Origin of the sequence: Amycolatopsis jiangsuensis (genome assembly GCF_014204865.1) — a bacterium.
Lineage (GTDB): Bacteria > Actinomycetota > Actinomycetes > Mycobacteriales > Pseudonocardiaceae > Amycolatopsis > Amycolatopsis jiangsuensis.
This window is the reverse complement of record NZ_JACHMG010000001.1, coordinates 3,984,496-4,010,033: the sequence shown is the minus strand read 5'-3', so window position 1 is coordinate 4,010,033 and position 25,538 is coordinate 3,984,496. Positions and strand designations below refer to the sequence as shown.

Below are 25,538 nucleotides of genomic sequence, written 5' to 3'. Positions count from 1 at the left end.
GACCACTCTGCACAAGGGATGACATGACCGAGCCCACACCCACGCTCGATCGTCCGGGGGCGGACGAGCCGGCCGCCGCGAACGCCCACCACTCCCGGAGATGGCTGATCCTCGTGATGATCGGCCTGGCCCAGATGATGGTCGCGGTCGACGCGACCGTCGTGAACATCGCGCTGCCTTCGGCACAGGCCGACCTCGGCTTCTCCGACGACGCCCGTCAGTGGGTCGTCACCGCGTACGCTCTCGCCTTCGGCAGCCTGTTGCTGCTCGGCGGCCGCCTCGCGGATCTGTTCGGCCGCAAAACCACGTTCCTCGTGGGGCTCGCCGGCTTCGCCGTGGTGTCGGCGATCGGTGGCGCCGCGAGCAGCATCGAGATGCTGCTGGTCGCCCGTGCCGCACAGGGTGTCTTCGGGGCGCTGCTCGCGCCGGCCGCGCTTTCGTTGCTCACCACCACGTTCACCGATCCGAAGGAACGCGGCCGGGCGTTCGGTGTGTTCGGCGCGATCGGCGGCGGGGGTGCCGCGCTCGGGTTGCTGCTCGGCGGCGTGCTCACCGAGTACCTCGACTGGCGCTGGTGCATGTTCGTCAACGTCGTTTTCGCGGTTGTTTCGTTCGCGGGCGGTGCGGTCCTGTTGCGCCGCCAGGAGCCCGACGGTCCGCGGCCGAAGCTCGACCTGCCTGGCACGCTCACCGCGTCGGCCGGCCTGTTCTCGCTCGTCTTCGGCTTCTCCAACGCGGAACGGGATTCGTGGGGTTCGGCTTCGGTGTGGGGTTTCCTGCTGGCCGGAATGCTGTTGCTGGTCGTTTTCGTGGTGCTGCAGCAGCGGGTGCGGCATCCGCTGTTGCCACTGCGCGTGCTGCTCGACCGGGACCGCGGTGGTTCCTACCTGGCGATGTTCCTGATCGCGATCGGCATGTTCTCGATCTTCCTGTTCCTGACGTTCTACTTGCAGCAGAACCTGGACTTCACCCCGATTCAGAGCGGATTCGGCTTCCTGCCGATGGTCGTCCCACTGATGGTGGCCGCGACCAGTGCGAGCAGCCGGCTGCTGCCGCGGTTCGGGCCGAAACCTCTGGTGCCCACCGGAATGGTGATCGCCGCCGCCGGGATGTTCTGGCTCAGCGCCATCGACCCGGACACCGGTTACGTGGGCGGCGTGCTCGGCCCGCTCGTGCTGATGGGCGTGGGCATCGGCCTGTCGATGGCGCCGGCGATCAGCGTGGCGACGCTCGGCGTCGCGGAGCACGATGCGGGTGTCGCCTCGGCGACGGTGAACACCATGCAGCAGATCGGGGCCTCCATCGGAACCGCACTGCTGAGTACGCTGGCGAGCAACGCCGCCGCGTCCTTTGTGGCCAGTCACCCGGCAACGCCGCAACTCGCGGCCCAGGCCGCGGTACACAGCTACGCGACAGCGTTCACCTGGGCCGCAGCGATCTTCGCGGCCGGCGCAGTCCTCACCGGACTGCTGCTTCGCCCAGGTGTCCCGAAGCACCATCCGACGACGACCACGGTGCATCTGTAATTCGGGGCCAAGAGTCCGTGAAGGTCCCCTCGACGGAACTCAAGTTTCTGGAGGGGACCTTCACAGACTGCGTCAGGGTCACTGGTGGCGGCCACGCAGTGTGGTCAGTACCTCGTCGTCCCAGCGGTGGGTGCGGATCAGCCGGTAGCGTTCGCCGGCGACCCACAGGTACGCCTCGGCCTCGGTGCGTTCGCCGATCAGGTCGGCTTGCCGCAGCATGGCGACCACCGGGGTGAATTCCTCGTCGAACCAGCGCTGGGCGATTTCCGTCCGGCCGGTGAACCGGTTCTCGTCCTGCATCAGCCGGAAGCCCCAGGCTTCGACGTGTTCGCCGAGCAGCGCGTAATCCCACGGGTCCGACACGATCACCGACGCCCGCGCGTGACCGGTCAGCGGGACCCTGGCCAGGAACAGCCTGCGATAGTCCTTCACGATCAGGTCGCCGCGGTAGCGGATGCCGCTCGGGTCCAAGGTGGTCCGCACGACCGTGACATACGCTTCTATGGTGGACAGTCCTTGGGCGAGCGCGACGGACACCCGGTGGTGCCCGTCGACGATGAAGTGCAGTTCGCCCACCCGGTACACCTCGATCGGTGGAATCTCCTCGCCGCGCCGGGCGGCGAGCGCGAGCCGCTCCCAGCGCTGCCGGACCCGTCCGGTGGTCGGGCGGAACCGCCGGTCGAAATCGCGGCTGCGGTCCACGGTGCCCACGATCGAGTCCACAGTGATCACTCGCAGACCCAGCCGGGATTCCCCCGCGTAACCGAGCGCGTCCACCACCTCCTGGTACGGCAGCATGATGTTGACGTCGTCGGGTTCCCGACGCAGCCAGGTGGACAGCCGGGACAGGACCTGCCTGCGGCGGGCGCGCAGGAAGTCGTTTTCGGCGTCGGCACGGGGAAAACCGGTGGGCCTGGTCATCGCGGGTACCTCCGGATCGCCACCCCGCCGTCCGCGGCGGGGCAGCCGGGCCGCGTGAGGTCGAGGACCTGGTGACCGACCACGTTGCGGATCCGGGTGTGCCCGGCCACCCGGTCGGGCACCGGCTCGCCGTGTGGATGGATGTGGCCGTGCAGCAGCCACCGCGGCCGCAGCGTTTCGATCGTCCGGTGCAGGCACGAGAAACCGTGGTGTGGTGGGTCTTCGCGGTCCCCGAGGTGTCGCGGCGGGGAATGGGTGAGCAGCACGTCGACCTCCCGTCCGTCACGCCGGCGGCGCCACCGCGCGCGGCGTTCGAGCCTTCTGGCTCGGCGGGCCTGCTGGCGCTGCGTCCACTGGTTCGGGCCGTCGTGGTAACGGATCGACCCGCCGAGCCCGGCGAACCGGAGCCCGGCGACGTCGACCACCCGGCCGTCCGCGTCGACCCCGCCCGCCGGGCCGGGCCACTCGGACGGAAAACCGTCCTTCATGGACAGTCCGCCGTAGCGGGTGTAGCCGCTCAGGTCCGGATCGTGGTTGCCGGGCACGAACACGCACGGCACGTCGAGCGCGGTGGCGAGGAACTCCAGGTACTCGTACGGCAGATCACCGGCACCGATGACGAGGTCGACGGCGAGCGAGGCGACCGCCGCGGTCCAGAGCCGCTCGTCGACCTCGTCCGCCACCACCAGCGCCTTCGGCATCCGCCCAGGGTAAGCCCCTGCGCGCGTCAGTTCATGCCGTGCGCGAACCCGGGGTTGGCCGCGATCACGGCGACGATGCCGACGATCCAGGCGAGGGTGAGCGTCACCGCCCAGAACTTGAGGTTGGTCAGGAAACGAGACATGGGGATACTCCTGTCCGGCTACCGGGAAAACAAGAAACGGGGACCGCGGGGGCGGCTACAACCAGCCGTTCTTCCGGAATATTCGGTACAGCAGCAGGCAGATCCCGAGGATCACGGTGACCACGATCGGATAGCCGAACTGCCAGTGCAGCTCGGGCATGTAGTCGAAGTTCATGCCGTAGATGCCCGCGATCATGGTGGGCACGGTGATGATCGCCGCCCAGGCGGTGATCTTGCGCATGTCGGTGTTCTGCTGCAGGGAGATCTTCGCGACCGTGGCATCGACCAGGGTGCTCAGCAGTTCGTCGAACGCGGCCACCCGCTCGGACACCGTCGCCAGGTGGTCGGCGACGTCGCGGAAGTACGAGCGGACCTCGTCCGGCACCAGCCGCGTGTAGCCCTCGGCGAGCCGGGAGACCGGGGTGGCCAGCGGCATCACCGCGCGCCGCAGCTCGAGCACCTCCCGCTTCATCAGGTAGATCTGCTCGGCGCTCACCGACGAGCGGGGCGCGAACACCTGTGCCTCGATCTCGTCGATGTCCGCCTCGATCCGGCTGGTGACCTCCAGGTAGTGGTCGACCACGTGGTCGGCGATCGCGTGCACGACCGCGGCCGGGCCCAGGTCGAGGCGCTCCGGGTCGTCGTCGAGATCGCGGCGCAGCCGGGCGAGACCGGAGTGGTTGCCGTGCCGGACGGTGATCACGAAGTCGCGGCCGAGGAAGACCATCAGCTCCCCGGTCTCCACGATCTCGTTGGCCGTGGTCGGCGACTGGTGCTCGACGTAGCGGACGGTCTTCAGCACCAGGAACAGCGTCTCGTCGTAGCGCTCCAGCTTCGGCCGCTGGTGCGCCTCCAGCGCGTCCTCCACCGCCAGCTCGTGCAGCCCGAACGTCTCCGCGATGCCCTGGATCTGCTCGGAGTCCGGCTCGTGCAGCCCGATCCAGACGAACCCGGCGTGCTGCTTGCGCACCTCGGCGATCGCCTCGGCGTGGGTCCAGCGACCGGGCAGCCGCTTGCCCTCGATGTACACCGCGCAGTCGACGACGTACGCCGAGAGCGGCACCGGGATCGGCCGGCCGAGGGCGGCCTTGGCACGGTTGCCGCCGCGGCCGCGAAGGCCGCCGAGCGAGGGAATGGCAGGCATGATTACTCCTGGGCTGACGTCGTGGAACGCGAATGACGACGGCCAGGCGGACCGCGGTGTCCGTCCGGCAGCACCGCTGTTCCCGGAACGCCTACCAGGTGCCGAAGGAGCCGGCCGGCGAGGCGGGAACGCGGGGACTACTAGGGAGCGGACTATCACCACTACTCATGGTCGGTTCCTCACCTCCTTCCGATCGGGCACGCCGCGGCGTGCGGAGTGACGGGGGTCGTGTTGACCCACGAACACCGATGGTCGAGGGTACTCCTCACCACGAATGCGTGTCGCACCTGGCTCGTCAGGTGTCACCCGGACAGGAGGCGGACGGTGCAATTCGGGCGGTACTACGAGGAGTTCGAGGTCGGCGCGGTGTACAAGCACTGGCCCGGCAAGACCGTCACCGAATACGACGACCACCTGTTCTGCCTGATCACGATGAACCATCACCCGCTGCACCTCGACGCGCACTACGCGGGCGAGACCACCGACTTCGGCAGGAACGTGGTCGTGGGCAACTACGTCTACTCGCTGCTGCTCGGCATGTCGGTGCCGGACGTGTCCGGGAAGGCCATCGCGAACCTCGAGGTGGAGTCCCTGAAACACGTGAAGCCGACATTTCACGGCGACACCATCTACGGCGAGACCGAGGTGCTGGACAAGACCCCGTCGAAGTCCAAGGACGACCGCGGGGTGGTGTACGTGGAGACCCGTGGGTACAACCAGGACGGCACGATCGTGTGCACCTTCCGGCGCAAGGTGATGGTGCCGAAGCAGTCCTACGGGGACGCTCGCGGCGGCGAGCAGCCCGGCCGTCCGATCCCGCACGAGTGACCGGGCCGCAGCGGAAAGAGGAGCACGGGTGGCCATCGCCCTGGAGAAGATCAAGCAGTCCCTGCGTACGTTCGCCGAGACGGAGGCGCGCGGCGTTTCCCCGCTGTATGAGCACCTGGCCACGAAGGCGGCCGAAGACGACGACGTCGCCGCCCTGCTCGCCGACGCCCGCGGTGGCGAGGCGCGCGCCAATCTGCTGCTGGCCGTCGCGCACCGGCTGATCCAGGCCGATCCGATCCACCCGCTGTCGCGGTACTACCCGTCGGTGGGCGGCTTCGACGGTGTCGACACGGAGACCTGGCCGCTGTTCCGCTCGTTCCTGCTGGAGCGCGCGGACCGGGCACGGGAACTGATCGCGACGAGGTACACCCAGACGAACGAGGTCCGGCGCGCCGCGCTGGTCTATCCGGCGGTGGCCGCGGCGGCGAAGGAAGCGGGCGGCAAGATCGGCCTGCTGGAGGTCGGCTGCAGTGCGGGTCTGCTGCTGGGTTTGGACCGTTTCGCCTACCGCTACCAGTGCGATGGCGGCGAACAGCTGGTGGCCGGCCCGGCGAAGGCCGCCGTCGGGCTGCACTGCGCACTGGACCTGGCCCCCGGCGGCGTGCTGCCGAAGCTGCCGAAGAAGGTGGCCGTGGCGGCCCGCACCGGCCTGGACCGAGCGCCCGTGGACCTGTCCGACGAGGACGAGCTCGCCTGGCTGGAAGCGTGCGTGTGGGCCGACCAGGTGGACCGGATCCGCCTGCTGCGCACCGCGGCGGCCGAACAACGCAAACACGCGCCGAACCTGCTGGCCGGCGACGCGGTGACCGACCTGGCGACCGCCGCCGCCACGGTGCCGGCGGAGCTGCCCCTGGTCGTGCTGACCAGCCACGCCCTGGCCTACCTCGGCGACCGCAGGGCGGATTTCGTCACCGAACTGACCCGCCTTGCCGGCGAACGGCCGGTGTGGTGGGTCAGCCAGGAGTTCTACCGGGCGGGACTGGAACTCGTCCTTCCCGGCCGGGAGGACCTGGCTTCGGGCCCATCAGGTGCGGGTGCGGCTTCCGGCTCCGGTTCGACGCCGTCCGACCCGCTGCAGGCAGTACTGGGCCTGACGACGTGGTCGGAGGGAAAGCCCTCGGCCCGTCCACTGGCGCGGACCACGCCCCACGGACAGCGGATGACCTGGCTACCCGCCTGAACCGCCGCCCCCCGGCGACGCGGGACCTCGACGACCGCCTTGCGCGGCCACCTCGCGTCGGTGAGCTGCGCTGGCCGCCCTGCGCCGACCACCTTGCGCGGCCACCTCGCGTCGGTGAGCCGCCGTCCCCCTTGCGTCGACCGCCCTGCGTCGACCGCCTTGCGTCGACCGCCCTGCGCTCGCGAGCCGGGCAGCCCTGCCAACCCTCGCCAATCCGGCTGACACCCTGTGTAACGTGTGTCACATTCACCCCATCAGTCACGCTCGACGGTCGCCGTGCCGGTGTCCGTGTGGCGCGGACTCATGCGCGGGCATTGATACCGAATACCGCCCCGGCCGCATTCTCGGTGCTCATGGCGTCGATTCCGGGATCCGCTGATCGGCAATGCGTCCGATGATTCACGCGGGTACCCGGGTGCTATCCGGAATGGGCGTCGCGGGGGCACGTCCGGGGCAGGGCACCCCAGTCACGCAAAGTCACGAAAAGCTTCTCCGTCAAGCGGCCGGCCGTGTGCATGGCGACCAGTTCGGCGGAATCGACCCAGCGTGCGTCGGCGGCGTCGTCGCCGGCTGTGAGTGTGCCGGAGGAGACCGTGCATTCGTAGTCGTTGATCGCGTAGTGACCGCGGACGACGGCGCCGATCAGTGTGTGCGGAGTCACGTCGAGACCGGTCTCCTCACGCAGCTCCCGGACCACTGCTTCGGCGTCCGTTTCGCCCTTTTCGACCCGTCCGCCGGGCAGTGACCAGAGCCCCTTGCCGGGGTCGTGCCCACGCTGGATGAGCAGGAGTCTGCCCAGGTCGTCGACCACTATGCCGCCGACGCAGCGTTCGAGGTGCGCCATCCGGCGAAGGTAGCCCACCCCTGCCTTTCCGGGAAGCTGTACACGGAGAGTAGCCGTACGGTACACTTCGAGCGCCTTGCTGACCCATGCGCGGGACTTTGCTCCCGCGCGGGTGGTCAGTGCGGTACAACGTAGAAAGTCAGTTTCCGGGTGCCACGTAAGAGACGGGATTGATCGCTGTGAACGCGAAGAAGCTTGCGGGTCTCGTGGGTATCGCGTTGGTGCTGTTCTTCGTGATCGCCCAGCCGGGCCAGGCCGCGGGGCTCGTCGGCAACGTCGTCGACTTCCTCCGCAATTCGGCCGAATCGGTGATCACGTTCGTCAGCAGCATCTTCAACTGACGCCGGGGATACCCTGGACCCATGTTCGCGCCACGCGACCCCGACGAGTACCTCCTCGACACGGAACGACGGGTCATCCGGATCCGCCGGCACTGGTCCGTGCTGCTCTGGGACACCTTCGAGGCGGCTGCCCTGCTGGCGGTCTGTGTCCTCATCTCCTATCTGCTCCCGCCGTCGATGTGGGTGGTGCAGAACATCCTGTGGTACGTCGCGCTGGTGGTCGTGCTGCGCTTCGCCTACGTGGTCGTCGAGTGGTGGGTCGAGCGGCTGGTCGTCACCGACAAGCGGTTCGTGATGACCACCGGCGTGTTCACCACGAAGGTGCTGATGATGCCGATCAGCAAGGTCACCGACCTCACCTACCAGCGTTCGGCCTGGGGCCGGATGCTCGGCTACGGCACCATGGTCGTCGAGTCCGCCGGGCAGATCCAGGCGCTCAACCGGATCGACTACCTGCCGCGGCCCGAGGAGTTCTACGACACGATCTCCGAGCTCGTCTTCGGCGACAAGCAGAAGCAGGCCGAACGGTTCTCGATGATCAAGGCGCAGCGCGCGGCGCGGGGCAAGAAGCTGGTCGGCTGACCGGAGCGGCTCGTCGTCCCAGGTCCCGGCCGCAGTGCGGGCCGGAGCATCGTCGAGAATGGGTCCGATGCGCATCGATCTGCACGCCCACTCCACCGCCTCCGACGGTACCGACAGCCCGGCCGAGCTCGTCGGCGCCGCCGCGTGCGCCGGTCTCGACGTGGTCGCGCTGACCGACCACGACACCACCGCCGGATGGGAACCCGCCGCCGCGGCGCTGCCCGCCGGGCTCACCCTCGTCCCCGGCGCCGAGCTGTCCACGGTGTCGGTCGACCCGGACACCGGCTACCGGATCAGCGTGCACCTGCTGGCCTACCTGTTCGATCCGACCGCGCCCGCGCTCGTGGCCGAGCAGACGCGCCTGCGTGCCGAACGGCGCACCCGGCTGCGGGCGATGGCCGAGCGGATGGCCGCGGACGGCCTGCCGGTGGACGCGGACGAGATCATGGGCCTGCTGCCCGCCGACTCGCCGGCCGGGCGCCCGCACCTGGCGCAGGCGCTCGTGCGTGCCGGTCTCGTCGATTCGGTCGACGAGGCGTTCGCGCACTACCTGAGCAGCCGCCGCGGCTACTACGTGGCGCGGCGTGACACCCCGGTCGAAGAGGCCATCGACATGATCGCGGCGGCCGGCGGCGTCACCGTGATCGCGCATCCGTTCGCCTACAGCCGAGGCGCCACGATCAGCGAAGACACCCTGGCCGGCCTGGCCCGGCGCGGCCTCACCGGGGTCGAGGCGCAGCACCCGAACCACGATCCGGACACCCGGGTGCGCACCCGTGAGCTGGCGGCCGAGCTCGGGCTGGTGCACACCGGTTCGAGCGATTACCACGGCACGAACAAGACGATCGCGCTCGGCCAGGAAACCACCGAACCGGACCAGTTCGAGGAGCTGGTGGGCCGGGCGAGCGGGTACCAGGTCGTGAAGGGCTGAGATGGCCTTCGCGGATTTCTTCGACGCCAAGCTGTTCATCAGCGCCACGATCACGCTGGTGGTCATCATGGACCCGCCCGGTACGGTTCCGGTGTTCCTGAGCCTCGTCGGCCGCAAGCCGATGGCCGTGCGGGTGAAGGCTGCGCGACAGGCGGTCCTGGTGTCGCTGCTGGTCATCACGCTGTTCGCGGTGGCGGGGCAGGCGATCCTGGCCTACCTCGGCATCGGGATCCCGGCGCTGCAGGGCGCGGGTGGGCTGCTTCTGCTGCTCATCGCACTGCAACTGCTGACCGGCAAGGACGGCAGCGAACCCGAGGCGGCCGACGACGTCAACGTCGCCCTCGTCCCGCTCGGCACGCCGCTGCTCGCCGGTCCCGGTGCCATCGCGGCGACCATCGTGTTCGTCCGCCAGGCCAACGGGCACCTCGGCGCCTACATCGCGCTCGGCCTGGCGATCATCGCCGTGCACTTCGTGTTGTACACGTGCATGCGGTTCTCCGGGGTGGTGATCCGGCTGATCAAGGAAAGCGGCATCACCCTGCTGGCGAAGATCGCCGGTCTGCTGCTGGCCGCGATCGCGGTGGAACTGGTGGCGAATTCGGTGAAGGGCTTCATCTCCGGCGCGGGATAGCGGCCGCTGCCGAGCGCCCTGCTCCGGAAAGTGTCGGTGGTGGTGCGTAGCGTGGGGCGCGAACCGGATGGGGGTGTCGTGAAGGAACAACTGGGGTTCGACTTCGGGGTGGAGCAGCCGCAGCGGCTCACCAAGGTGTCGCCGGCGCGGCTGAGCACGTTCGACGACTGCCCGCGCCGCTATCGGCTCACCTACCTGGATCGGCCGACGCCGCAGCGCACCGGGCCGTGGGCGCACAGCACCCTCGGTGCGGTGGTACACAACGCTTTGCGCGCGTTGTTCGACCTGCCGGTGGTCAAGCGCACCCCGCAGCGGGCGATGGCGCTCGTCGCCGAACACTGGAAGGACGCCGGTTTCGCGGACGACGAGCAGGCCGCGCGGTACCGGGCGCGGGCGAAGGGCTGGGTCGCGGAGTACGTCGAGGACCACGACGTGAGCGAGGATCCGGTCGGCCTCGAACGGTGGGTGTCCGCGCCGGTCAGCACGTCCGGCGGCCGGCCGTCGATGATCATCGAGGGGCGGGCCGACCGGATCGACCAGCGGCAGGGTGAACTCGTCGTGGTGGACTACAAGACCGGGCGGCGTGCCCCCGACGAACACGAGGCGCGGGCTTCGCAGGCGCTGGCCATGTACGCGGTGGCGTCGGCGCGCACGTTGCGTCTGCCGTGCACCACTGTCGAGCTGCACCACCTGCCCACCGGCACGGTCGCGGCGGCCGAGCACACCCCGGAAACCTTGCGCAGGCACCTGGAACGCGCCGAACAGACCGCCGGAGATCTGCGCCTGGCCACCGATACCCTGGACGCGGGCGGAGACGGCGACGTGCTGTTCCCCGCCCGGCCCGAGCGCCGCTGCTCCTGGTGCGACTTCCGCCCGAGCTGCGCCGTGGGCCGGGAAATCGGCCCGGCCGCGCAGCCCTGGGACCTGCTCGCACCGTAGCCACCCGCGACGACGATTGGACCCGAACACCGTGGCGTCATCCGACACCGAGGCACTGGCCGCCGTCCCGCATCCCGCCGACCCGGCCATTGTGGAGCGGCGAGACGGCGTTTCCCGGTCGGCCGAGCCGGATGGCGTCGGCGCGGCCGAGGTTTCCGGTGCGGCGGCAGGTTCGTCTCGTGACGCGGTGGCGAAAGCCGTCGAAGTGGAGGATGCGTTACCGGGCGGAGTCGTTGGCGCAGGGGGAGTTGTGGCGCCCGCGGCCGATCTCGGCGTTGCTGTGCGCAGCGGTGAAGGCGTGCGAGCGCGCGGTGTCCGGGACGCTCCCGACGGGACGGACCACGGGCAGGAAGCGCGGCCGCGGCGGATCGATCCGGTGGAGGAGCCGCGGCGGGACAGCCCGGCAGAAGAGCCGCGACGGGACGGTTCGGCAGCGGACTTGCCGCGGATCGTTCCGGCGGAGGAGCCGCGGCAGGGCGTTGCGGCGGTGCAAGGAAAAGCGCGTGGCCGGCGGTGGCGCGGATTCACCGGCTCGGTCGCGGCAGGACTGGCTGTGCTGGCGGTCGGGGTGCTGGGTGTCGGCGTGGCGTGTCTCGCCAATGGCGCGCCTGGCCCCGGCGTACCGCTGCTGGTCGGACACCCGGTCGCAGCGGTCGCCGCATTGCTGTTGCAGCGGGTCGCGGACCGGCGGAACGGCCGGGTGGCCGGGTTCGCCGGAGCCGCGGTGCTGGTGGTCGCGGCAGTCGCGCTCACGGTGCTCTGGCTGCTCTGAGTGCGGTCGTGAAGGTCACGACATGGGAAGTCCGCGCAGCAACGTCGTCAGGGTGAACTCGAAGCGTTCGTGTCCCTCGCCGGAGGTGAGCTCCCGGATGTGCGCGACGGTGCTCGGGAAGGTGTCGACGGGCAGCATCCGGTAGCGCTCGACGAGATCTTCCCGGTCCAGGACCCGCTGATCGAGGCCGCTGCCGGGGTGGAATCGCAACGAGGCCTCGAAGCAGTACGCCGAGACGTAGAGGAACGCGGCGTCGATCGCCCACGCGGCGGGCTGCGGGAGGACGCCGCCGGTCAGCAGAATCGTCAGCATGCCTTCGCTGAGCCGCAGCGCGTCCAGGCTGTCCGGGGCGGCGGCCAGCGCGGCGCGGGAAATCCCGGGGTAGCGCAGGAACTCGTCCCGCAGCGCGCGGCAGACGTCGAGCATCTGTTCGATCCACTGCGCCGGGTTCGGCTCCGGCAACGGCACCCGCGCGCACACCGCGCTGATCAGCAGTTCGTCCAGTTCGGCCTTGTTGCGGACGTGCGCGTACAGCGACGCCGGACCGGTCTGCAACGCGGCGGCGACCCGGCGCATCGTCAGGGCTTCGAAGCCCTCGGTCTCGATCAGCCCGAAGGCCGCGTCCATGATCCGCTCGACCGTGATCGGGGCCTTGCCCGGCCGCGCGGTCTTGCCCGCCTCGCCCAGCGCGGCGATCTTCGCGGCCCAGCCGGCACGTGCTTCGGCGCGATCGGGAGCGCTTCTGTTGGCCATGACCACAGCATAGCTTGACGCGAACGTCGTTCCTAACGTAGAACAGTGTTCGTGCGAAGAACGGCGTTCGTCAACCGGAGGCGACCCGAACCCTTCCGGAGAGGAACTCCGATGACTTCCCCTGACGTCCAGGAGCGTCCACCCGGCGCGTTCCGTTCCCTGCGTGCGGCCTGGGTCGCGCTGGCGGGCCTCTCCGCGGTCTTCCTGTTCGAAATGATGAGCAACACCGTCCTCAACGTCGCGCTGCCCTCGATCGGGCGCGAGCTCGCCGCTCCGACAGTCGCCCTGCAGTGGGTCACGAACGGCTACTCGGTCGTGTTCGGCGGCCTGATGCTGGTGTTCGGCGTGGTCGCCGACCGGCTCGGCCGGCGTCGCGTGATGCTCATCGGCCTGGTGCTGCTCGGCCTCGCGAGCCTCGCGACGGCGGCCGTCACCACCACCGGTGAACTCATCGCCGTCCGCGCTGTGCTGGGTCTCGCGGCCGCGATGACCACGCCCGGAACGATGGCGATGGCCTTCCGGCTGTTCGGCGAGGAAGGTCTGCGGGTCCGGGCGATCACGCTGATCTCCACCGTCGGCATGGTCGGGCTGGCGATCGGTCCGACTGTCGGCGGCTTCGTACTTTCCTTCGCCCCGTGGCAGGTCCTGCTGCTGGTGAACGTGCCGATCGTGGTGCTCGCGATCGTCGGGATCCGGATCGGCGTCCCGGCCGACGACCCGGCCGATCTGCACCGCGCGCCGGTGGACCTGCCTGGTGGCGTGCTGGGCACCGCGACGATCGTGCTCGCGCTCGTCGCGCCGACCCTGTTCGTCGATTCGGGCGCCGGATCCTGGGCACCCTGGGCCGCCGTCGCCGGCGTCGTCGTGGCGGCGATCCTGTTCGTCCTGCGAGAGCGCTCGGCCCGGCACCCGCTGCTCGACCTTTCGCTGGTCGCCGTGGCGAAGGTCTCCGGCGGCCTCGCCTACAAGGCCGCCGCCGGGCTCGGCAACGCCGGGCTCGCCTACCTGGTGACGCTGCAGCTGCAGCTCGACCTGGGCTGGCCGCCCGCGCTCGCGTCGATCGGCATGCTGCCCCAGGTCGTCGTGCTGATCGCAGGCGGGCCATTCGTCCACCGGTTCGTCGAATGGGCCGGCATCGACCGGGCCGCGTGGATCAGCGCCGGATCGATCGTCACCGGACTCGCCGTCTACACGCTGTTCGGCAACCTCGGCTATCCCGGCGTGGCCGCCGCGCTGGTCCTCGTCGCCGCCGGAATGCGCGTGGTCGGCGCCGCCGCCGGCGTCAACGTCCTGGACGGCCTGCCCCGCAACCGCACCTCCACCGGTGCGGCGCTGGTCGACACCGCCGCCGAGGTCACCGCCGCACTCGGCGTCGCCGTGGTCGGCACTGTGCTCGCCGCGCTGTTCGCCGGAAACGTTGCCGCCGGGCACTGGAGCCCCGAGCAGAACGGGCAGTTCCACGAGGCGGTCACCGTCTCCGGTGCGGTGCTCACCGTCGTTTCCGCGGCACTGGTCGGCTGGGCGATGCGCCGCACCCGCCCGGGCCTCGTGCCCACCACAACCCCGGCGACCGCGAACTGATCGGTCCCACGAAGAGGAGGATCCCATGCACACCACCGTGATCGGCCCCGAGTTCCCGCCCCCGGCAGGGCTCAGCGCCAAGGCGATCGACAGCCTGCGTAATCCCCGTCCGAAGATCCGGTTTCCCGCCCTCGACGACTACGCGGGATGGCAGGAGCTGGTCGCGAACTGGGAGAGGGAGGCGAAGGGCCGGTTGGCCCGGATGGACAACGGGCTGTCGGCCGGCGCCGAGGAGTGCTACCTCGACGGAGTCCACACCTACCTCTCGCGGGCCCCGGGAGCGGGCGACGGCGGACCGGTCCAGCTGTTCTTCCACGGCGGCGCGCTGAGCTTCGGCGCCGGCGAGGCATGCCGGGTCTCCGGCGCGCTCGCCACCACCAGCAGCGGCATCACGAGCTACGCCGTCGACTACCGGATGCCGCCCGAGCACCCGTTCCCGGCGGCCCTCGATGACGCGATCACCGCTTACCGCCGGCTGCTGGCCGAGCACGATCCTTGCGACATCGTGGTGGGTGGCGGGTCGGCCGGCGGGAACATCGCCGCGGCGCTGCTGGTACGGGCGCGCGAGGAGGGCCTGCCGATGCCGGCCGCGGCCGTGTTGCTGACTCCGGTGGTCGACCTCACCGAGTCCGGGGACACCCACCGGACGCTGGCCGCGGTCGACGAGTTGCAGTCGCTGGCAGCGGTCAACCTGCTCTACGCGGCGGGCCGACCACTGGAAGATCCTTGTCTCTCACCGCTATTTGCGGACCTGAGCCACTTCCCGCCGACCTACCTGCAATCGGGCACCCGCGACACGCTGCTGTCCGGCACCGTGCGGATGCACCGGAAGCTGCGCGCGGCCGGCGTACCCGCGGAGCTGCACGTCGGAGAGGCGATGCCGCACGGCGGTTTCGGCGGTGCCCCCGAGGATCGGGAACTCGACGCGGAGCTCCGGCGGTTCATCGCGGAGCACACGCGCCGCTGATCGCGGCAACGTCATCGGTAGGCACGGAGGAACGTGTCGACGCCGGCGTGGACGTGCGTCTGGATGTGCTCGGCGGTGGGTGCCTTCGTTTCGAACAGCGCACGGTCCAGCGCGGCGCCGAAGACGAGGAAGGCGAAGTGCTCCGCGCCAGTTCGGGGAATCGCTCGGCCTCGACACGTTGGCCCGCCACGCGCTCAGCGCAGCGCGGCGACTGTCGAACCGCGTTGCTCCAACAGAATCGGGCCCAATGCGGTGAGGCGGACCGGGCCGGAGTAGGTGCCACGGTCCACGCCTACTGTGCGCAGCGTCGCGCCGGTGGCTTCGTCGAGGACTGCCAGTCCGCCGGGGATCGGGACCACCAGCTGGTTCGCGAACGTGATGCCGGGGCCGAGGGTACGGTCGAGGGTCCAGCGTGGCGCGAGGGTATCTCGGGACAGGGCCACGGTTTTCGTTCCGGTGAACCAATAGATCGCGCTCGCGGTGCGGGTGGTCTGCTCGGTGCCGCCTGCCGGGTCGCCGGCCAGGTCGGTGGCCGGGAGGTCGAGGGGGTAGGCGGTTTTCTCGGCGCCGTCGGCGTCGAAGGTGACCAGCAGCTTCTGTTCCGGCAGCGCCACCGCGGTCAGCTCACCGGACATCGCGACCACGCGCGCGCGAGACCCGGCCAACACGGTGCTGAACACGACCTGCGGTTCGTCCTCGTGCTCGGCCGTCGCACGGTAGACGGTCAGCCGGTCGTGCGGATCGTCCGGGCAGCGCTCGATTACGCCGATCCGCTCCGCGGCCGCGGCGACCGTGCCGTAGGTGCAGCCCGTGCGCGGCTGCTTGTTCGCGTTCTGCGGGAACGGAACCTGGCCGTACTCCATGCTTTTCACCAGGTCGTCGCGCCAGGTGTCGAGCAGGTGCTTGCCGGTGGTGGTGACGTGCGTGCCGTCGCTGACCAGCCGGGTGCCGAGTTCCGCGTCGCCGTTGCGCTGCGCGGTGATCCGGCCGGTCGCGGGATCGAGCTGGGTGACCTCACTGCAGCCCATGGATTTGTGGTACACCGCGTTGATCCGGCCCCACGCAGTGTCCACAGTGCACAGTGGCAGGTTCTCCCGCGTGTAGTGCCAGCGGATCTGCCCGGTCCGCGGGTCTCGCCCGGCCACTTCGCCACCGTCGGCGGTGGTCACGGTGTCGCGCTGCCCGATCGGCTCCGGCGTGGCGGCGCTCGGGGCCTGCCACAGCTGCGTCATCGACCCGGGTACCGCGGCCGGCGCCTCCGGAAGCGCGGCCGGGGTGTCCGCGAGCGCACGGCTGGTGTGCAGGTTGTCGCTCTTGACGGCCACGATCACCGACAACGCCACCATGAGCACGCCGATCAGACCGACGAGCACCCAGTCGCGCCGCTGGTTCCACGGTGACCGCCGCGCGGTGGCCGCCCGGGATCCCGACGAGCTGCGGTTCCGGCCGGAACCGCGAGTGGTCGCGGTCTGGGGCTGCGAGGCGTGATCGCGGGCGGTGCCCGCGCGGGAGTACGACGGAACGTCGCTGTACTCGGCAGCCGCATGCCGCCCACCGGACTCGCGGACGCTCCGGACACCGGAAACCGCTCCCGCCGACGGAAGTGTGCCGGTCGGCAGGTCCGGCCCGCCGCCCGCATCGGGCCGGTGCCCCGATGGGAGGCCGGCCGCGGTGTCGCTCGGGCCGGCGAGCGCGGCCGCCCCGCTCGTACCCGCCGGATCGTCGGCCTCGGGCGACCCCGCGTGCCCCGTTCGACCTGCGGAAACTTCTGGGGCGCCGGCGGCGGTACCGCTCGAGCCTTCACCTACGGCGGACGGGCCGCCTGCGCTGCCCGGATCGCCCAAGACGGCCGGGTCACCGAGACCACCCGCTTCCCAGTCCGTGCCGCCGTCGGCGGGCCGGGCCGGGTGCTCGGTGGTGGGTGGAACGCCCTCCGGTGCGGCGGCCGCACCACGGGGGTGCGGTCCGTCCGCCGCGGGCAAGTCGGGCTCGGCGGGTGCCTGGTGGTCGGCGCCGTGCTCGCGACCGGTGCCGTCCCCGTGGTCGTTCACCGTGCCTGGCTCCCCGCGTGCGGTGGTTTCCTCAGTCTGCCGACGCAGGTGTATCAGATGTCGCCGACGGGCGGCGGCGCCGGCGGCGCCGGGCGGGGCGTTCGGCGGGCGGTTCGCCGGATTCGCCGGATGCCGGGGCGGCCGGGCCGGTCGAGTCCCCGCCGGACCGGGTGCGGCGGCGGGTGCGGGCCGGGCGGTCCTCCGACGAAGCCGCTTCCGGCCCCTTTTCCGAGGACGACGGCGACGACGACGAAGCCTCGGTGCCGGCCGTGCCGGTGCGGGCGCCACGGGTGCGCTTGCGCGGGGCACGGTTGCGCTTGCGCGGCGCGTCCTCCCCGGCGTCCGGCGCAGCGGGACCGCCGCGGCGACGGCGCTTGCTGCCGCCCAGGTCCTCTTCCTCCTCGGCGGCCAGGCCGGCGCGGGTCCGCTTCGACAGCGGCAGCCTGCCCTTCGTGCCCTCCGGGATGCCCAGGTCGGTGAACAGGTGCGGCGACGAGGAGTAGGTCTCCACCGGCTGCGGCTTGTCCAGCCCCAGGGTGTCGGAGATCAGCTTCCAGCGCGGTTCCTCGTCCCAGTCGACGAGGGTGATCGCGACGCCGGTGCGACCCGCCCGGCCGGTGCGGCCGATCCGGTGCACGTAGGTCTTCTCGTCGTCCGGGCACTGGTAGTTGATGACGTGCGTGACGTCGTCGATGTCGATCCCGCGGGCCGCCACGTCGGTGGCCACCAGCACGTCGACCTTGCCCGAACGGAACGCCCGCAGCGCCTGCTCTCGCGCGCCCTGCCCGAGGTCACCGTGCACGGCGGCGGCCGCGAAGCCGCGCTCCACGAGCTCGTCGGCCACCTTCTGCGCGGTGCGCTTGGTGCGGCTGAAGATCATCGTGAGCCCGCGGCCCTCGGCCTGCAGGGCCCGCGCGATCAGCTCCGGCTTGTCCATCGAGTGCGCCCGGTAGACGAACTGGGCGGTGCGCTCGTGGATCGCGCCGGCGTCGTTCTCCTCGGCGCGGATGTGCGTGGGCTGGTTCAGGAACGTGCGGGCCAGCGTGATGATCGGGCCGGGCATCGTGGCGGAGAACAGCATGGTCTGCCGCTCGTCCGGGACCATCCGCAGGATGCGCTCGATGTCCGGCAGGAAGCCGAGGTCGAGCATCTCGTCGGCCTCGTCGAGCACCAGCCCGCGGACCTTGCCCAGCACCAGGTGCTGCTGCTCGGCCAGGTCGAGCAGCCGGCCGGGGGTGCCGATCACGACGTCGACGCCCTTGCGCAGCGCCTCGATCTGCGGCTCGTAGGGCCGCCCGCCGTAGATGGCCAGCGTGCGGATGCCTAGGTGCTTGCCCGCGCCCTTGAGGTCGTTCGCCACCTGGATGCACAGCTCGCGGGTCGGCACGACCACGAGCACCTGCGGGGTGCCGTCGCCGGGCACCTGCACCCGGTGCAGCAGCGGGACGCCGAAGCCGAGGGTCTTGCCCATCCCGGTGCGGGCCTGGCCGATCACGTCGTCGCCTGCCATGGCCAGCGGCAGCGTGAGCGCCTGGATGGCGAACGTGCGCTCGATCCCGGCCTCGGCCAGCGCGCGCACGATCTCCGGCTTGACGCCGAAGTCGGCGAACGCGGGCGACTCCTCGGTCACCGGCGCGCCTGCCTGCAGCGGATGCGAGGTGTCGATCGCCGCCGGGGCGGTCTCGCTGTGCTCCAGGACGAGCGCGGGAGTCTGTTCGGTTGTGGTCTGTTCGGTACTCAGGATTGATCGCCTCTCTCGTGACCGCGCGCACAGGCCGGTTGTCACTCGACACTCGACCGGGGGCCTGGCCCGCACCGGCGCACTGTGGTCTCGGCGAAGGAGACCGGTGGCGGCGGAGCCGACCTCCCGGGAATGCCGCTGGGAGGCGTGCACGCACACTGGTGACGAACCCCGGGCACCCTCGTGGGTGCCGGTCGTCCGCCGGTTCCCCGCCGTACCGGTCCGGTTGCCGATCCGATACGGGGGAAGCTCTGATTATCCGACCACAGTGTAGCTGGTCAGGAGTTTTTCCACAGTACCGGGCGCGACGGGTCGGGTGGGATCGGTCTCTTCCCGGCACCGGCCTGCGCTTCGGCGATACCCTCGTCGCTGTGACCCAGCCCGCCGAGACACCCGAGACATCCGGGACAGCCGAGCCTCCCGAGACCACTGAGCCCTCCGCGAGCAGTGCGCTCCCCGAGATCAGTGAGGGCGTCGTCGACCTGCTCGGGGTGGTCGCCTACCTCGAGCTGTCCGCGTTCGACCGGATGGCCGAGGACGCCCGCAGCGCGCCGACGCTGCCCGGCCGCGCCGCGCTGGCCTCGATGGCCGCGGCCGAGATCGGGCACTTCGACCTGCTCTCGGCGCACCTGTCCGCGCACGGGGTCGCGGTCGCGGACGCCATGGCGCCGTTCGTCGCGCAGGTGGACGCGTGGCACGCTTCCACCCGGCCGAAGTCCTGGCTGGAGTCGCTGGTCAAGGCCTACGTCGGGGACGGGCTGGCGGCCGACCTGTACCGCGAGGTCGCCAGCTGGCTGGACGCGGAGACCAAGGAGCTGGTGCTCACCGTGCTCGCCGACACCGGGCATTCGGCGTTCGCCGAACGCGAGGTCGCGGCCGGGATCGAAGCCGATCCGAAGACCAGGGGCAAGCTCGCGCTGTGGGGCAGGCGGCTGCTCGGCGAGGCGCTCACCCAGGCTCAGCACGTGGTCGCCGAACGCGACGGGCTGGCCGAGCTGATCATCGCCGGCTCCGGTGACCTGGCGGGAATCGGCGCTCTGTTCCGCCGGTTGCAACAAGGACACGGCAAGCGCATGCAGGCGCTCGGGTTGGGCTGAACGTCGGTGGCAGCGGGTCGGTGGCAGCGGGTCATCCTCTGGTCGCACGCCACCGCGCCGGGGCACTTCGGCTAGCCTTGCCGGGCGTAACCACAACGAATTTCCAGCGGAGGTCCCACGTGGAGGTCAAGATCGGCATCAAGGACACGCCACGCGAGCTGGTGGTGTCCAGTGGCCAGACTCCCGACGAGGTGGAGAAGCTGGTCGCCGACGCGTGGGCGGGCGACGACAAGCTCTTCCGCCTCGACGACGAGAAGGGGCGCAAGTACCTCGTCCCGGTCGATCGCATCGCCTACGTCGAGATCGCGCCGTCCGACGTGCGCAAGGTCGGCTTCAGCGTCGGCGACTGAGCCCACCCGGTTCGGTTGGCAAGCGTGAAGGCCCCCTCGTGGAGGGGGCCTTCACGGCGTTCCGGGCTCAGGCGGTGGCGGCTTCGACTTCCGCCAGTGTCTTCGGCACGGTGAACGGCGGGGTCGACGTGCCGGTGATCCGGTAGCGGCCCCACGGGTCCGGATCGGACACCTCGCCGGTGGCGGTCAGCTCGCCCACCCGGATCTCGCAGGACTTCTTGCGTCCGCCCACGTGCTCGGTCAGCGCGGCGTCCACCGCGATCCGGCCGTACCAGTGGTAGTAGCCGTCGATGGGCTGGAAGTGCCCGCGCAACTCGACCTCAACCGGCAGCTGCGCGTCGCCGACCAGCAGGGTCGCCGGGCCGTGGTAGCCGTCTTCGTCGTGCTCGCTCATCGCAGTCCTCTTTCTCAGCCGGCGTCGGTCTGTTCCTGGTCCCGCCCCAGCCGGACGACCTTGTTCTCCTCCAGCGGCAGGTTCGGGTCGATCGCGACGCCCTGCTGCCGGGTGAGCCCGTCGATGGCCGCCCAGATGATCTGCGTCAGGTACTCGACCACCGAGTCCCGGCTCATCGAACGGCGGTCCAGCCACCATTCGCCGGTGTTCTGCACCATGCCGACGATCCCGTGCGCCCAGGGTTCGGCGGCGCCGGAGTCCATGCTGAACATGCGCATGTAGTCGCCGAGCAACGCGGTCAGCGCGGTGGCGATGACCTGCTTGTCCTCGGCCACGACGTCGGACTGGGCCAGCTTCTCCTGCAGACCGCCGTGGGCGAGCAGGCGGTAGAGGTTCGGATGCTCCTCGATCACAGTGAAGAACGCGTCGAGCGCCATCCGGATCCGCGGCACCGGCGCGAGTTCGGCGTTGATCGCCGGGATCAGCCGCTGGAACAGGATCTCGGTGCCGCGCTGCCCGAGCGCGAGGTAGAGATCGGCCTTGTCGTCGAAGTGCCGGTACAGCACGGGTTTCGTGACACCGGCCTCCGCGGCCACGTCTTCCATGCCGAGGTCGGGACCATGCGTGTCCAGTGCCCGCAGGGCCGCCTCGACGAACTCCGCGCGGCGCGCGATGCGGTGCTTGCGCCAACGGTCGCGGCGCGCGTCCCCGGTCGCGGCCTCGGTGCTCTTCGCGGACGCGGACTGCTTGCTGGGGCGCTTGACACGGTCGATCACCGGGGTCATGCTACCAGAGGTAACTGTTACCAAGGGTTACAGGTTAATCCGACGCTGCTGCATTCGACGGCGAGTCAGGCGCTGGAAGGGGCTGGGCGATGACGCGGGCACTCGACGGGACCGACCGGGAACGCACGGCACAGCGGCTGCTGAAGTCCGCGGCCGGCAAGTTCTACGACCCGGACGTGGACATCGACTGGGACGCACCACTGGTCGAGGGCAAGCACTACATCCTGCCCGAGCGTTCCTCGCTGTACGGCACCCCGCTGTGGGACCGGCTCAGCCCCGAGCAGCGCATCGAACTGGGCAAGCACGAGGTGGCCAGCGTCGCGACCACCGGGCTGTGGTTCGAGATCCTGCTGATGCAGATGCTGCTCAAGGAGGTCTACGACGAGGACCCGACCTCGGCGCACGCGCAGTTCGCGCTCACCGAGATCGCCGACGAATGCCGGCACTCCACCATGTTCGCCCGGATGTCCGCGCGGATCGGCTGCCCGGCCTACGGGCCGGTGCCCACGCTGCGGCAGCTCGCGAAGGTGACGCCGGCGATCTCCTACGGCCCGGCGCGTTACGGCGCGATCCTGGTGGCCGAGGAGGTCCTCGACCGGCTGCAGCGGGAGCAGATGATCGACGAACGCGTCCAGCCGCTGGTCCGCATGGTCAACCGGATCCACGTCCTCGAGGAGGCGCGGCACGTCACCTTCGCCCGTGAGGAGGTCACTCGCGGGATGGCGAAGCTGCGCAAGCCGGAAATCGCCTACCAGCAGTTCGTCATCGCGCTGATCTCGTACTTCGTGACGCGGGCGTTCATCAATCCGTACGTCTACAAGGCGGTCGGCATCCGCCCGCGCGAAGGCGTGGAAGCCGCGCTGAACAATCCGCACTGGCGGGCCACGATCGCCTGGGCCGGTGAGAAGATCATGCCATTCCTGCAGGAGTCCGGTCTGGTCGGCGCGCCGGGAAAGCACTTCTGGCGCAAGTCCTTCCTGCTTCCGGAGACGGCGTGAGCACCGTCTCGCGCCTGCGGGACCCGGCAAGGGCGCATCGCTTCGTGACCAGTGACGGCTGTGCCCTGCACCTCGAGACGAGCGGTCCGGCCGACGCCGAGCTGACCCTGGTGCTGGTGCACGGCTGGACGCAGGACCACCGGACGTGGGACGGCGTCGTCGCGCACCTCGGGCCCGGGGTCCGGACGCTGCGCTACGACCTGCGTGGGCACGGTGGTTCCGCGCCCGCGCTGGACGGTGCGGCGACCATCCCGCGGCTCGCCGACGACCTCGCCGAGCTGATCGCGGACCGGATCCCGCGGGGGCCGGTGGTGCTGGCGGGGCACTCGATGGGCGGGATGACCATGATGGCGCTCGCCGAACGGCATCCGGAGCTGGTCGCCTCCCGGGTGGCCGGGGTCGCGTTCGTCGCGACGTCGTCCGGGCAGATGGACCGGATCACGCTGGGACTGCCGGGCATGGCCGGGCAGTTCTCCGCGCGGTTCGAGCGACGGCTGGCGAAGGCGCTGGCGCACCGCAAGGGCGACCGGCTCCCGCTCAGCCCGGCGATGGTCCGTTCCGGTGCCCGGTTCCTCGTCTTCGGCGACCATCCCCGGCGCAGTGACCTGCGGGTCGTCGCCGACCAGCTGCTGTGCGCGCATCCGGCGAGCCTCGGCGCGTTCCAGGACGCGATCTCCACGCACGACTGCCGGGTGGCGCTGGCGACGCTGCGCGACACCCCGGCGGTGGTACTGGCCGGCGAAAAGGACCGGCTCTGTCCGTTGCCGCACGCCAAGGTGATCGCGGACGAGCTGCCGGAGGCCGAGTTCGTCCGCTATCCCGGAGCAGGACACATGTTGCCGCAGGAACGCGCGGGGGAGGTTGCCGTACGGATCGGTGCACTGCTGCGCGCCGCGGCCGCGCGCTGAGGGATCACCTCGCGCGCAGTCGTTCCAGCGCCGCGACGGTGCTCGGGACGTCCTCCCAGAACGGCGTGTGTCCCGTCGCGACCACGGTCAGCTCGCAGTCCGGCAACTGCTCGGCAAGGTAACGCGCGTCAGCGACGGAACGGGCACGATCGTGACTGCCGTGCAGCACGGTGGCCGGGCAGGTGATCGACGCGAGTTTCGGCGTCAGGTCGAGATCCCGTTGGCTGGTGAGCACTTCCAGCACGGCAGCCGGGGGGACCCGGGCGGCGTACGCGAGCAGCCGGGTGCGCAGGCCGGACGGCAGCGGGGTGGCGAACGACCGGTCGAGCACCGCGGCGTGCAGCGAGGGCCCCCAATCCTCGGTGATGGTGGTGAGAATCCGGTCCACGTCGCCGTGGCCGCGCATGTGCGCGCCGGTGTTCGCCAGCAGGAGGTGGGAGACCAGGTCCGGGCGGGTGGCGGCCACCGTCGCGGCCACGCAACCACCGGTGGAGTGGCCGAGCAGGGTGACCGGTTCGCCAAGGGCTTCGATCCGGCGGGACACGGACGCAGCGACGTCCTCGATCCGCCACGGGCCCGGTGCGGTCAGCCAGTCCACGGCGTCCACCGTGTCCGAGCCGCCGGGCAGCGCGGCGGCGAGCCGGTCGAAGATCTCCGGCGCGCACAGCGTGCCCGGTATCCCCACGACCGGCACCGGCTCAGCCGTCCTTGAGCGGGAAACCGCCGCCGATGCCACGCCAGGCGAGGTTGGCGGTCAGGTCCACCGCCTCCTCGCGGCTCATCGACTGGTTGTGCTGCAGCCAGTAGCGCGCGCTCACCTGGCTCATGCCCACCAGGCCGACCGCGAGCAGCCGGGCCTTGTCCTCGTCCAGCCCGGCGTCGGAGGTGATCGTCTCGGTGATCGCCTCGACACTCGCCGAGGTGGCACGGTCCACCGCCTCCTGCACGGCCGGCTCGCCGCGCAGATCGGATTCGAACACCATGCGGAAGGCACCCGCGTCGTTGTTGACGAAGTCGAAGAACGCGCCGACCGTGGCCGGTACCCGGTGCCGGTTGTCGCTGGTGGAGTCCAGCGCGCCCTGCACCCGCCCCACCAGGTCGTCGACGTGGCTTTCCAGCAGCGCGATGTAGAGGTCCAGCTTGCCGGGGAAGTGCTGGTAGAGCACCGGCTTGCTGACCCCGGCCTCCTCGGCGATCTCGTCCATCGCCGCCGAGTGGTAGCCGTTCTCCGCGAAGACCCGCTGTGCGGCCGTGAGCAGCTGGGCGCGGCGTTCGGTACGGGGCAACCGCACACCTCGCCCTTGCAGTCGCGCCATCTCCGTCATCTTTCCTCCCGTCCACGGCCGCCATGGCGTGAAGTAGATCCGACATTACTCGCCGGTACACCCGAAACGCCAAGGGTCGGGCATCCTGGATGCGTGACGACCACGTCTTCCCGCCCTTCGACAGCGCCAAGCCCGCCGCCGATGACCCGCGTGCCATTGTCGACCACGCCCCTGCCGGACCTCGACCCGGCGCTGCCGCCCTGGCCCGGCGGCCTCGACGAAGCCGGAGGGGTGCCCCTGCACGTGCGGCGCACTCCCGGGCCGGACGGCACGACCGCGGTGTACGTGCACGGGCTCGGCGGGTCTTCCACCAACTGGACCGACCTGGCCGCGCTGCTGTCCCCGTTCGCCGCGGGCCGCGCGCTGGACCTGCCCGGATTCGGGTTCTCCGAACCCGAGCCCGCCTTCGGTTTCGGTCTCGGCGAGCACGCCGAGGTGGTCGCCCGCTACGTCGAAGGGCTCGGCACTGCTCCGGTGCACCTGCTCGGCAATTCGATGGGTGGCGCGGTCGCGCTGCTCGTCGCGGCCCGGCGGCCCGAGCTGGTGAAGACCCTCACGCTCATCTCGCCCGCCATGCCGGACCGCAGGCCGGACCCGCGCCGGCTGTCGGATCCGCTGATGGCACTTGCCTACCTTCCGTTGGTCGGGGCCCGCGCCCGGCGCCGGATGGCCGCTCTCACCGCCCGCGAGCGGGCCGCCCAGGTGATCAAGCTGTGCTTCCACGACCCGGCGCGCTTCCCCGAGCGGCGGCTGGACGAGCTGACCGAGGAGCACGGTGCGCGGGCGGAGTTCGCCTGGGCGGTCCGGGCGATGGAACGCAGTACCTTCGGCATCTTCCGGCAGTGGACCTCCCGCGGCGAAGGGTCGCTGTGGTCGGTCGCGACCCGCGTGCGGGTGCCTGCCCTGGTCGTCTGGGGCCTGCACGATCGGGTGATCTCGGTGCGCAGGGCGGCGCGTACCGCCCGGTCGCTGCCGAACGCCCGGCTGCTCGTCCTGCCGCGGACCGGGCACGTGGCACAGATGGAACGGCCGAAAGTGGTGGCCAAAGCCGTGCTGGGGCTGTGGGAGGAGGCCGGGCGGGGCACGTGGTGAGCGGCCGCGGCGC

28 protein-coding genes are annotated in these 25,538 nt (G+C 70.6%); 16 read left to right on the top strand and 12 right to left on the bottom strand.

The genetic code is table 11. The features are described from left to right. The first annotated feature begins 23 nt into the window (after positions 1-23). Positions 24-1,526 carry an MFS transporter gene (locus BJY18_RS17555; protein WP_184781004.1) on the top strand — a complete coding sequence of 501 codons (1,503 nt, stop codon included), beginning with the start codon at positions 24-26 and terminating at the stop codon, positions 1,524-1,526. Between the two features lie 78 nt (positions 1,527-1,604). Here BJY18_RS17555 and BJY18_RS17550 read toward each other — a convergent pair whose 3' ends face one another. The 3 genes from BJY18_RS17550 to corA all read right to left on the bottom strand — a co-directional run bounded on the left by BJY18_RS17550 (position 1,605) and on the right by corA (position 4,435). Beyond that, positions 1,605-2,447 (bottom strand): chromosome partitioning protein ParB, encoded by an 843-nt coding sequence (locus BJY18_RS17550; RefSeq protein WP_184781003.1) that lies wholly within the window; start codon positions 2,445-2,447, stop codon positions 1,605-1,607. Beyond that, positions 2,444-3,148: a metallophosphoesterase family protein gene (locus BJY18_RS17545; protein ID WP_184781002.1), complete on the bottom strand. Its 705-nt coding sequence runs from the start codon at positions 3,146-3,148 to the stop codon at positions 2,444-2,446. Before BJY18_RS17545 ends, BJY18_RS17550 begins: the two co-directional genes overlap by 4 nt. Before the next feature lie 198 nt (positions 3,149-3,346). Next, positions 3,347-4,435, bottom strand: a complete 1,089-nt coding sequence (gene corA / locus BJY18_RS17540; protein ID WP_184781001.1) for a magnesium/cobalt transporter CorA — start codon at positions 4,433-4,435, stop codon at positions 3,347-3,349. 324 nt (positions 4,436-4,759) lie between these two features. Here corA and BJY18_RS17535 point away from each other — a divergent pair, with 324 nt between their 5' ends. Together BJY18_RS17535 and BJY18_RS17530 are read left to right on the top strand one after the other, a co-directional pair. Further along, positions 4,760-5,263: a MaoC family dehydratase gene (locus BJY18_RS17535; RefSeq protein ID WP_184781000.1), complete on the top strand. Its 504-nt coding sequence runs from the start codon at positions 4,760-4,762 to the stop codon at positions 5,261-5,263. 34 nt (positions 5,264-5,297) lie between these two features. Further along, positions 5,298-6,443, top strand: coding sequence for a DUF2332 domain-containing protein (locus BJY18_RS17530; RefSeq protein WP_376774762.1), 1,146 nt, complete (start codon positions 5,298-5,300; stop codon positions 6,441-6,443). A 418-nt stretch (positions 6,444-6,861) separates the two neighbouring features. Here BJY18_RS17530 and BJY18_RS17525 read toward each other — a convergent pair whose 3' ends face one another. Continuing rightward, complete coding sequence (locus BJY18_RS17525; protein WP_184780998.1) at positions 6,862-7,287, bottom strand: NUDIX hydrolase; 426 nt, start codon at positions 7,285-7,287, stop codon at positions 6,862-6,864. Positions 7,288-7,457: 170 nt separating this feature from the next. Here BJY18_RS17525 and BJY18_RS17520 point away from each other — a divergent pair, with 170 nt between their 5' ends. The 6 genes from BJY18_RS17520 to BJY18_RS36945 all read left to right on the top strand — a co-directional run bounded on the left by BJY18_RS17520 (position 7,458) and on the right by BJY18_RS36945 (position 11,483). Further along, complete coding sequence (locus BJY18_RS17520) at positions 7,458-7,628, top strand: hypothetical protein (protein ID WP_184780997.1); 171 nt, start codon at positions 7,458-7,460, stop codon at positions 7,626-7,628. Between the two features lie 21 nt (positions 7,629-7,649). Next, positions 7,650-8,210 (top strand): PH domain-containing protein, encoded by a 561-nt coding sequence (locus BJY18_RS17515; protein WP_184780996.1) that lies wholly within the window; start codon positions 7,650-7,652, stop codon positions 8,208-8,210. A gap of 67 nt (positions 8,211-8,277) precedes the next feature. Continuing rightward, complete coding sequence (locus tag BJY18_RS17510) at positions 8,278-9,141, top strand: PHP domain-containing protein (RefSeq protein WP_376774682.1); 864 nt, start codon at positions 8,278-8,280, stop codon at positions 9,139-9,141. Position 9,142: 1 nt separating this feature from the next. Next, entirely contained in the window at positions 9,143-9,772 is a 630-nt protein-coding gene (locus tag BJY18_RS17505) for a MarC family protein (RefSeq protein WP_184780994.1), read from the top strand. Positions 9,773-9,850: 78 nt separating this feature from the next. After that, positions 9,851-10,711 carry a RecB family exonuclease gene (locus tag BJY18_RS17500; RefSeq protein ID WP_184780993.1) on the top strand — a complete coding sequence of 287 codons (861 nt, stop codon included), beginning with the start codon at positions 9,851-9,853 and terminating at the stop codon, positions 10,709-10,711. Positions 10,712-10,742: 31 nt separating this feature from the next. Beyond that, entirely contained in the window at positions 10,743-11,483 is a 741-nt protein-coding gene (locus BJY18_RS36945) for a hypothetical protein (RefSeq protein WP_246458900.1), read from the top strand. Between the two features lie 15 nt (positions 11,484-11,498). On the opposite strand, the gene BJY18_RS17490 is transcribed toward BJY18_RS36945, so the two are convergent. Next, the gene (locus BJY18_RS17490) at positions 11,499-12,236 is read right to left on the bottom strand and encodes a TetR/AcrR family transcriptional regulator (protein WP_184780992.1); all 738 of its coding nucleotides are present in this window, start codon (positions 12,234-12,236) and stop codon (positions 11,499-11,501) included. A gap of 111 nt (positions 12,237-12,347) precedes the next feature. On the opposite strand from BJY18_RS17490, the gene BJY18_RS17485 reads away from it, so the two are divergent. Beyond that, positions 12,348-13,817 (top strand): MFS transporter, encoded by a 1,470-nt coding sequence (locus BJY18_RS17485; RefSeq protein ID WP_184780991.1) that lies wholly within the window; start codon positions 12,348-12,350, stop codon positions 13,815-13,817. A 25-nt stretch (positions 13,818-13,842) separates the two neighbouring features. Then, positions 13,843-14,784 (top strand): alpha/beta hydrolase, encoded by a 942-nt coding sequence (locus BJY18_RS17480; RefSeq protein WP_184780990.1) that lies wholly within the window; start codon positions 13,843-13,845, stop codon positions 14,782-14,784. Positions 14,785-14,795: 11 nt separating this feature from the next. Here the strand turns inward: BJY18_RS17480 and BJY18_RS38065 are convergent, their stop codons facing one another. From BJY18_RS38065 to BJY18_RS17465, 3 genes are all read right to left on the bottom strand, one after another. After that, positions 14,796-14,945, bottom strand: a complete 150-nt coding sequence (locus tag BJY18_RS38065; protein WP_184784673.1) for a TetR/AcrR family transcriptional regulator C-terminal domain-containing protein — start codon at positions 14,943-14,945, stop codon at positions 14,796-14,798. 33 nt (positions 14,946-14,978) lie between these two features. Beyond that, positions 14,979-16,628 (bottom strand): Rv3212 family protein, encoded by a 1,650-nt coding sequence (locus BJY18_RS17470; protein WP_246460021.1) that lies wholly within the window; start codon positions 16,626-16,628, stop codon positions 14,979-14,981. Positions 16,629-16,866: 238 nt separating this feature from the next. Further along, entirely contained in the window at positions 16,867-18,465 is a 1,599-nt protein-coding gene (locus tag BJY18_RS17465) for a DEAD/DEAH box helicase (RefSeq protein ID WP_312874109.1), read from the bottom strand. A 572-nt stretch (positions 18,466-19,037) separates the two neighbouring features. Between BJY18_RS17465 and BJY18_RS17460 the strand changes: the two genes are divergently transcribed. Then, positions 19,038-19,673 carry a ferritin-like fold-containing protein gene (locus BJY18_RS17460; protein ID WP_184784671.1) on the top strand — a complete coding sequence of 212 codons (636 nt, stop codon included), beginning with the start codon at positions 19,038-19,040 and terminating at the stop codon, positions 19,671-19,673. A 119-nt stretch (positions 19,674-19,792) separates the two neighbouring features. After that, on the top strand, positions 19,793-20,023 hold the full coding sequence (locus BJY18_RS17455; RefSeq protein WP_184780988.1) for a DUF3107 domain-containing protein: 231 nt from the start codon (positions 19,793-19,795) through the stop codon (positions 20,021-20,023). Positions 20,024-20,090: 67 nt separating this feature from the next. On the opposite strand, the gene BJY18_RS17450 is transcribed toward BJY18_RS17455, so the two are convergent. After that, positions 20,091-20,417: a DUF4873 domain-containing protein gene (locus tag BJY18_RS17450; protein ID WP_184780987.1), complete on the bottom strand. Its 327-nt coding sequence runs from the start codon at positions 20,415-20,417 to the stop codon at positions 20,091-20,093. Positions 20,418-20,431: 14 nt separating this feature from the next. Beyond that, positions 20,432-21,202 carry a TetR/AcrR family transcriptional regulator gene (locus BJY18_RS17445; protein WP_184780986.1) on the bottom strand — a complete coding sequence of 257 codons (771 nt, stop codon included), beginning with the start codon at positions 21,200-21,202 and terminating at the stop codon, positions 20,432-20,434. Between the two features lie 89 nt (positions 21,203-21,291). On the opposite strand from BJY18_RS17445, the gene BJY18_RS17440 reads away from it, so the two are divergent. Then, a complete protein-coding gene (locus BJY18_RS17440; RefSeq protein ID WP_184780985.1) occupies positions 21,292-22,200 on the top strand; it encodes an AurF N-oxygenase family protein in 909 nt (302 codons plus the stop codon). Next, on the top strand, positions 22,197-23,108 hold the full coding sequence (locus tag BJY18_RS17435; protein ID WP_184780984.1) for an alpha/beta fold hydrolase: 912 nt from the start codon (positions 22,197-22,199) through the stop codon (positions 23,106-23,108). The genes BJY18_RS17440 and BJY18_RS17435 overlap by 4 nt, the downstream gene beginning before the upstream one ends. A gap of 4 nt (positions 23,109-23,112) precedes the next feature. On the opposite strand, the gene BJY18_RS17430 is transcribed toward BJY18_RS17435, so the two are convergent. Next, complete coding sequence (locus BJY18_RS17430; RefSeq protein WP_184780983.1) at positions 23,113-23,802, bottom strand: alpha/beta fold hydrolase; 690 nt, start codon at positions 23,800-23,802, stop codon at positions 23,113-23,115. Positions 23,803-23,806: 4 nt separating this feature from the next. Beyond that, entirely contained in the window at positions 23,807-24,433 is a 627-nt protein-coding gene (locus BJY18_RS17425; protein ID WP_184780982.1) for a TetR/AcrR family transcriptional regulator, read from the bottom strand. Between the two features lie 141 nt (positions 24,434-24,574). Here BJY18_RS17425 and BJY18_RS17420 point away from each other — a divergent pair, with 141 nt between their 5' ends. Continuing rightward, the gene (locus BJY18_RS17420) at positions 24,575-25,525 is read left to right on the top strand and encodes an alpha/beta fold hydrolase (RefSeq protein ID WP_184780981.1); all 951 of its coding nucleotides are present in this window, start codon (positions 24,575-24,577) and stop codon (positions 25,523-25,525) included. Positions 25,526-25,538: the final 13 nt, after the last annotated feature.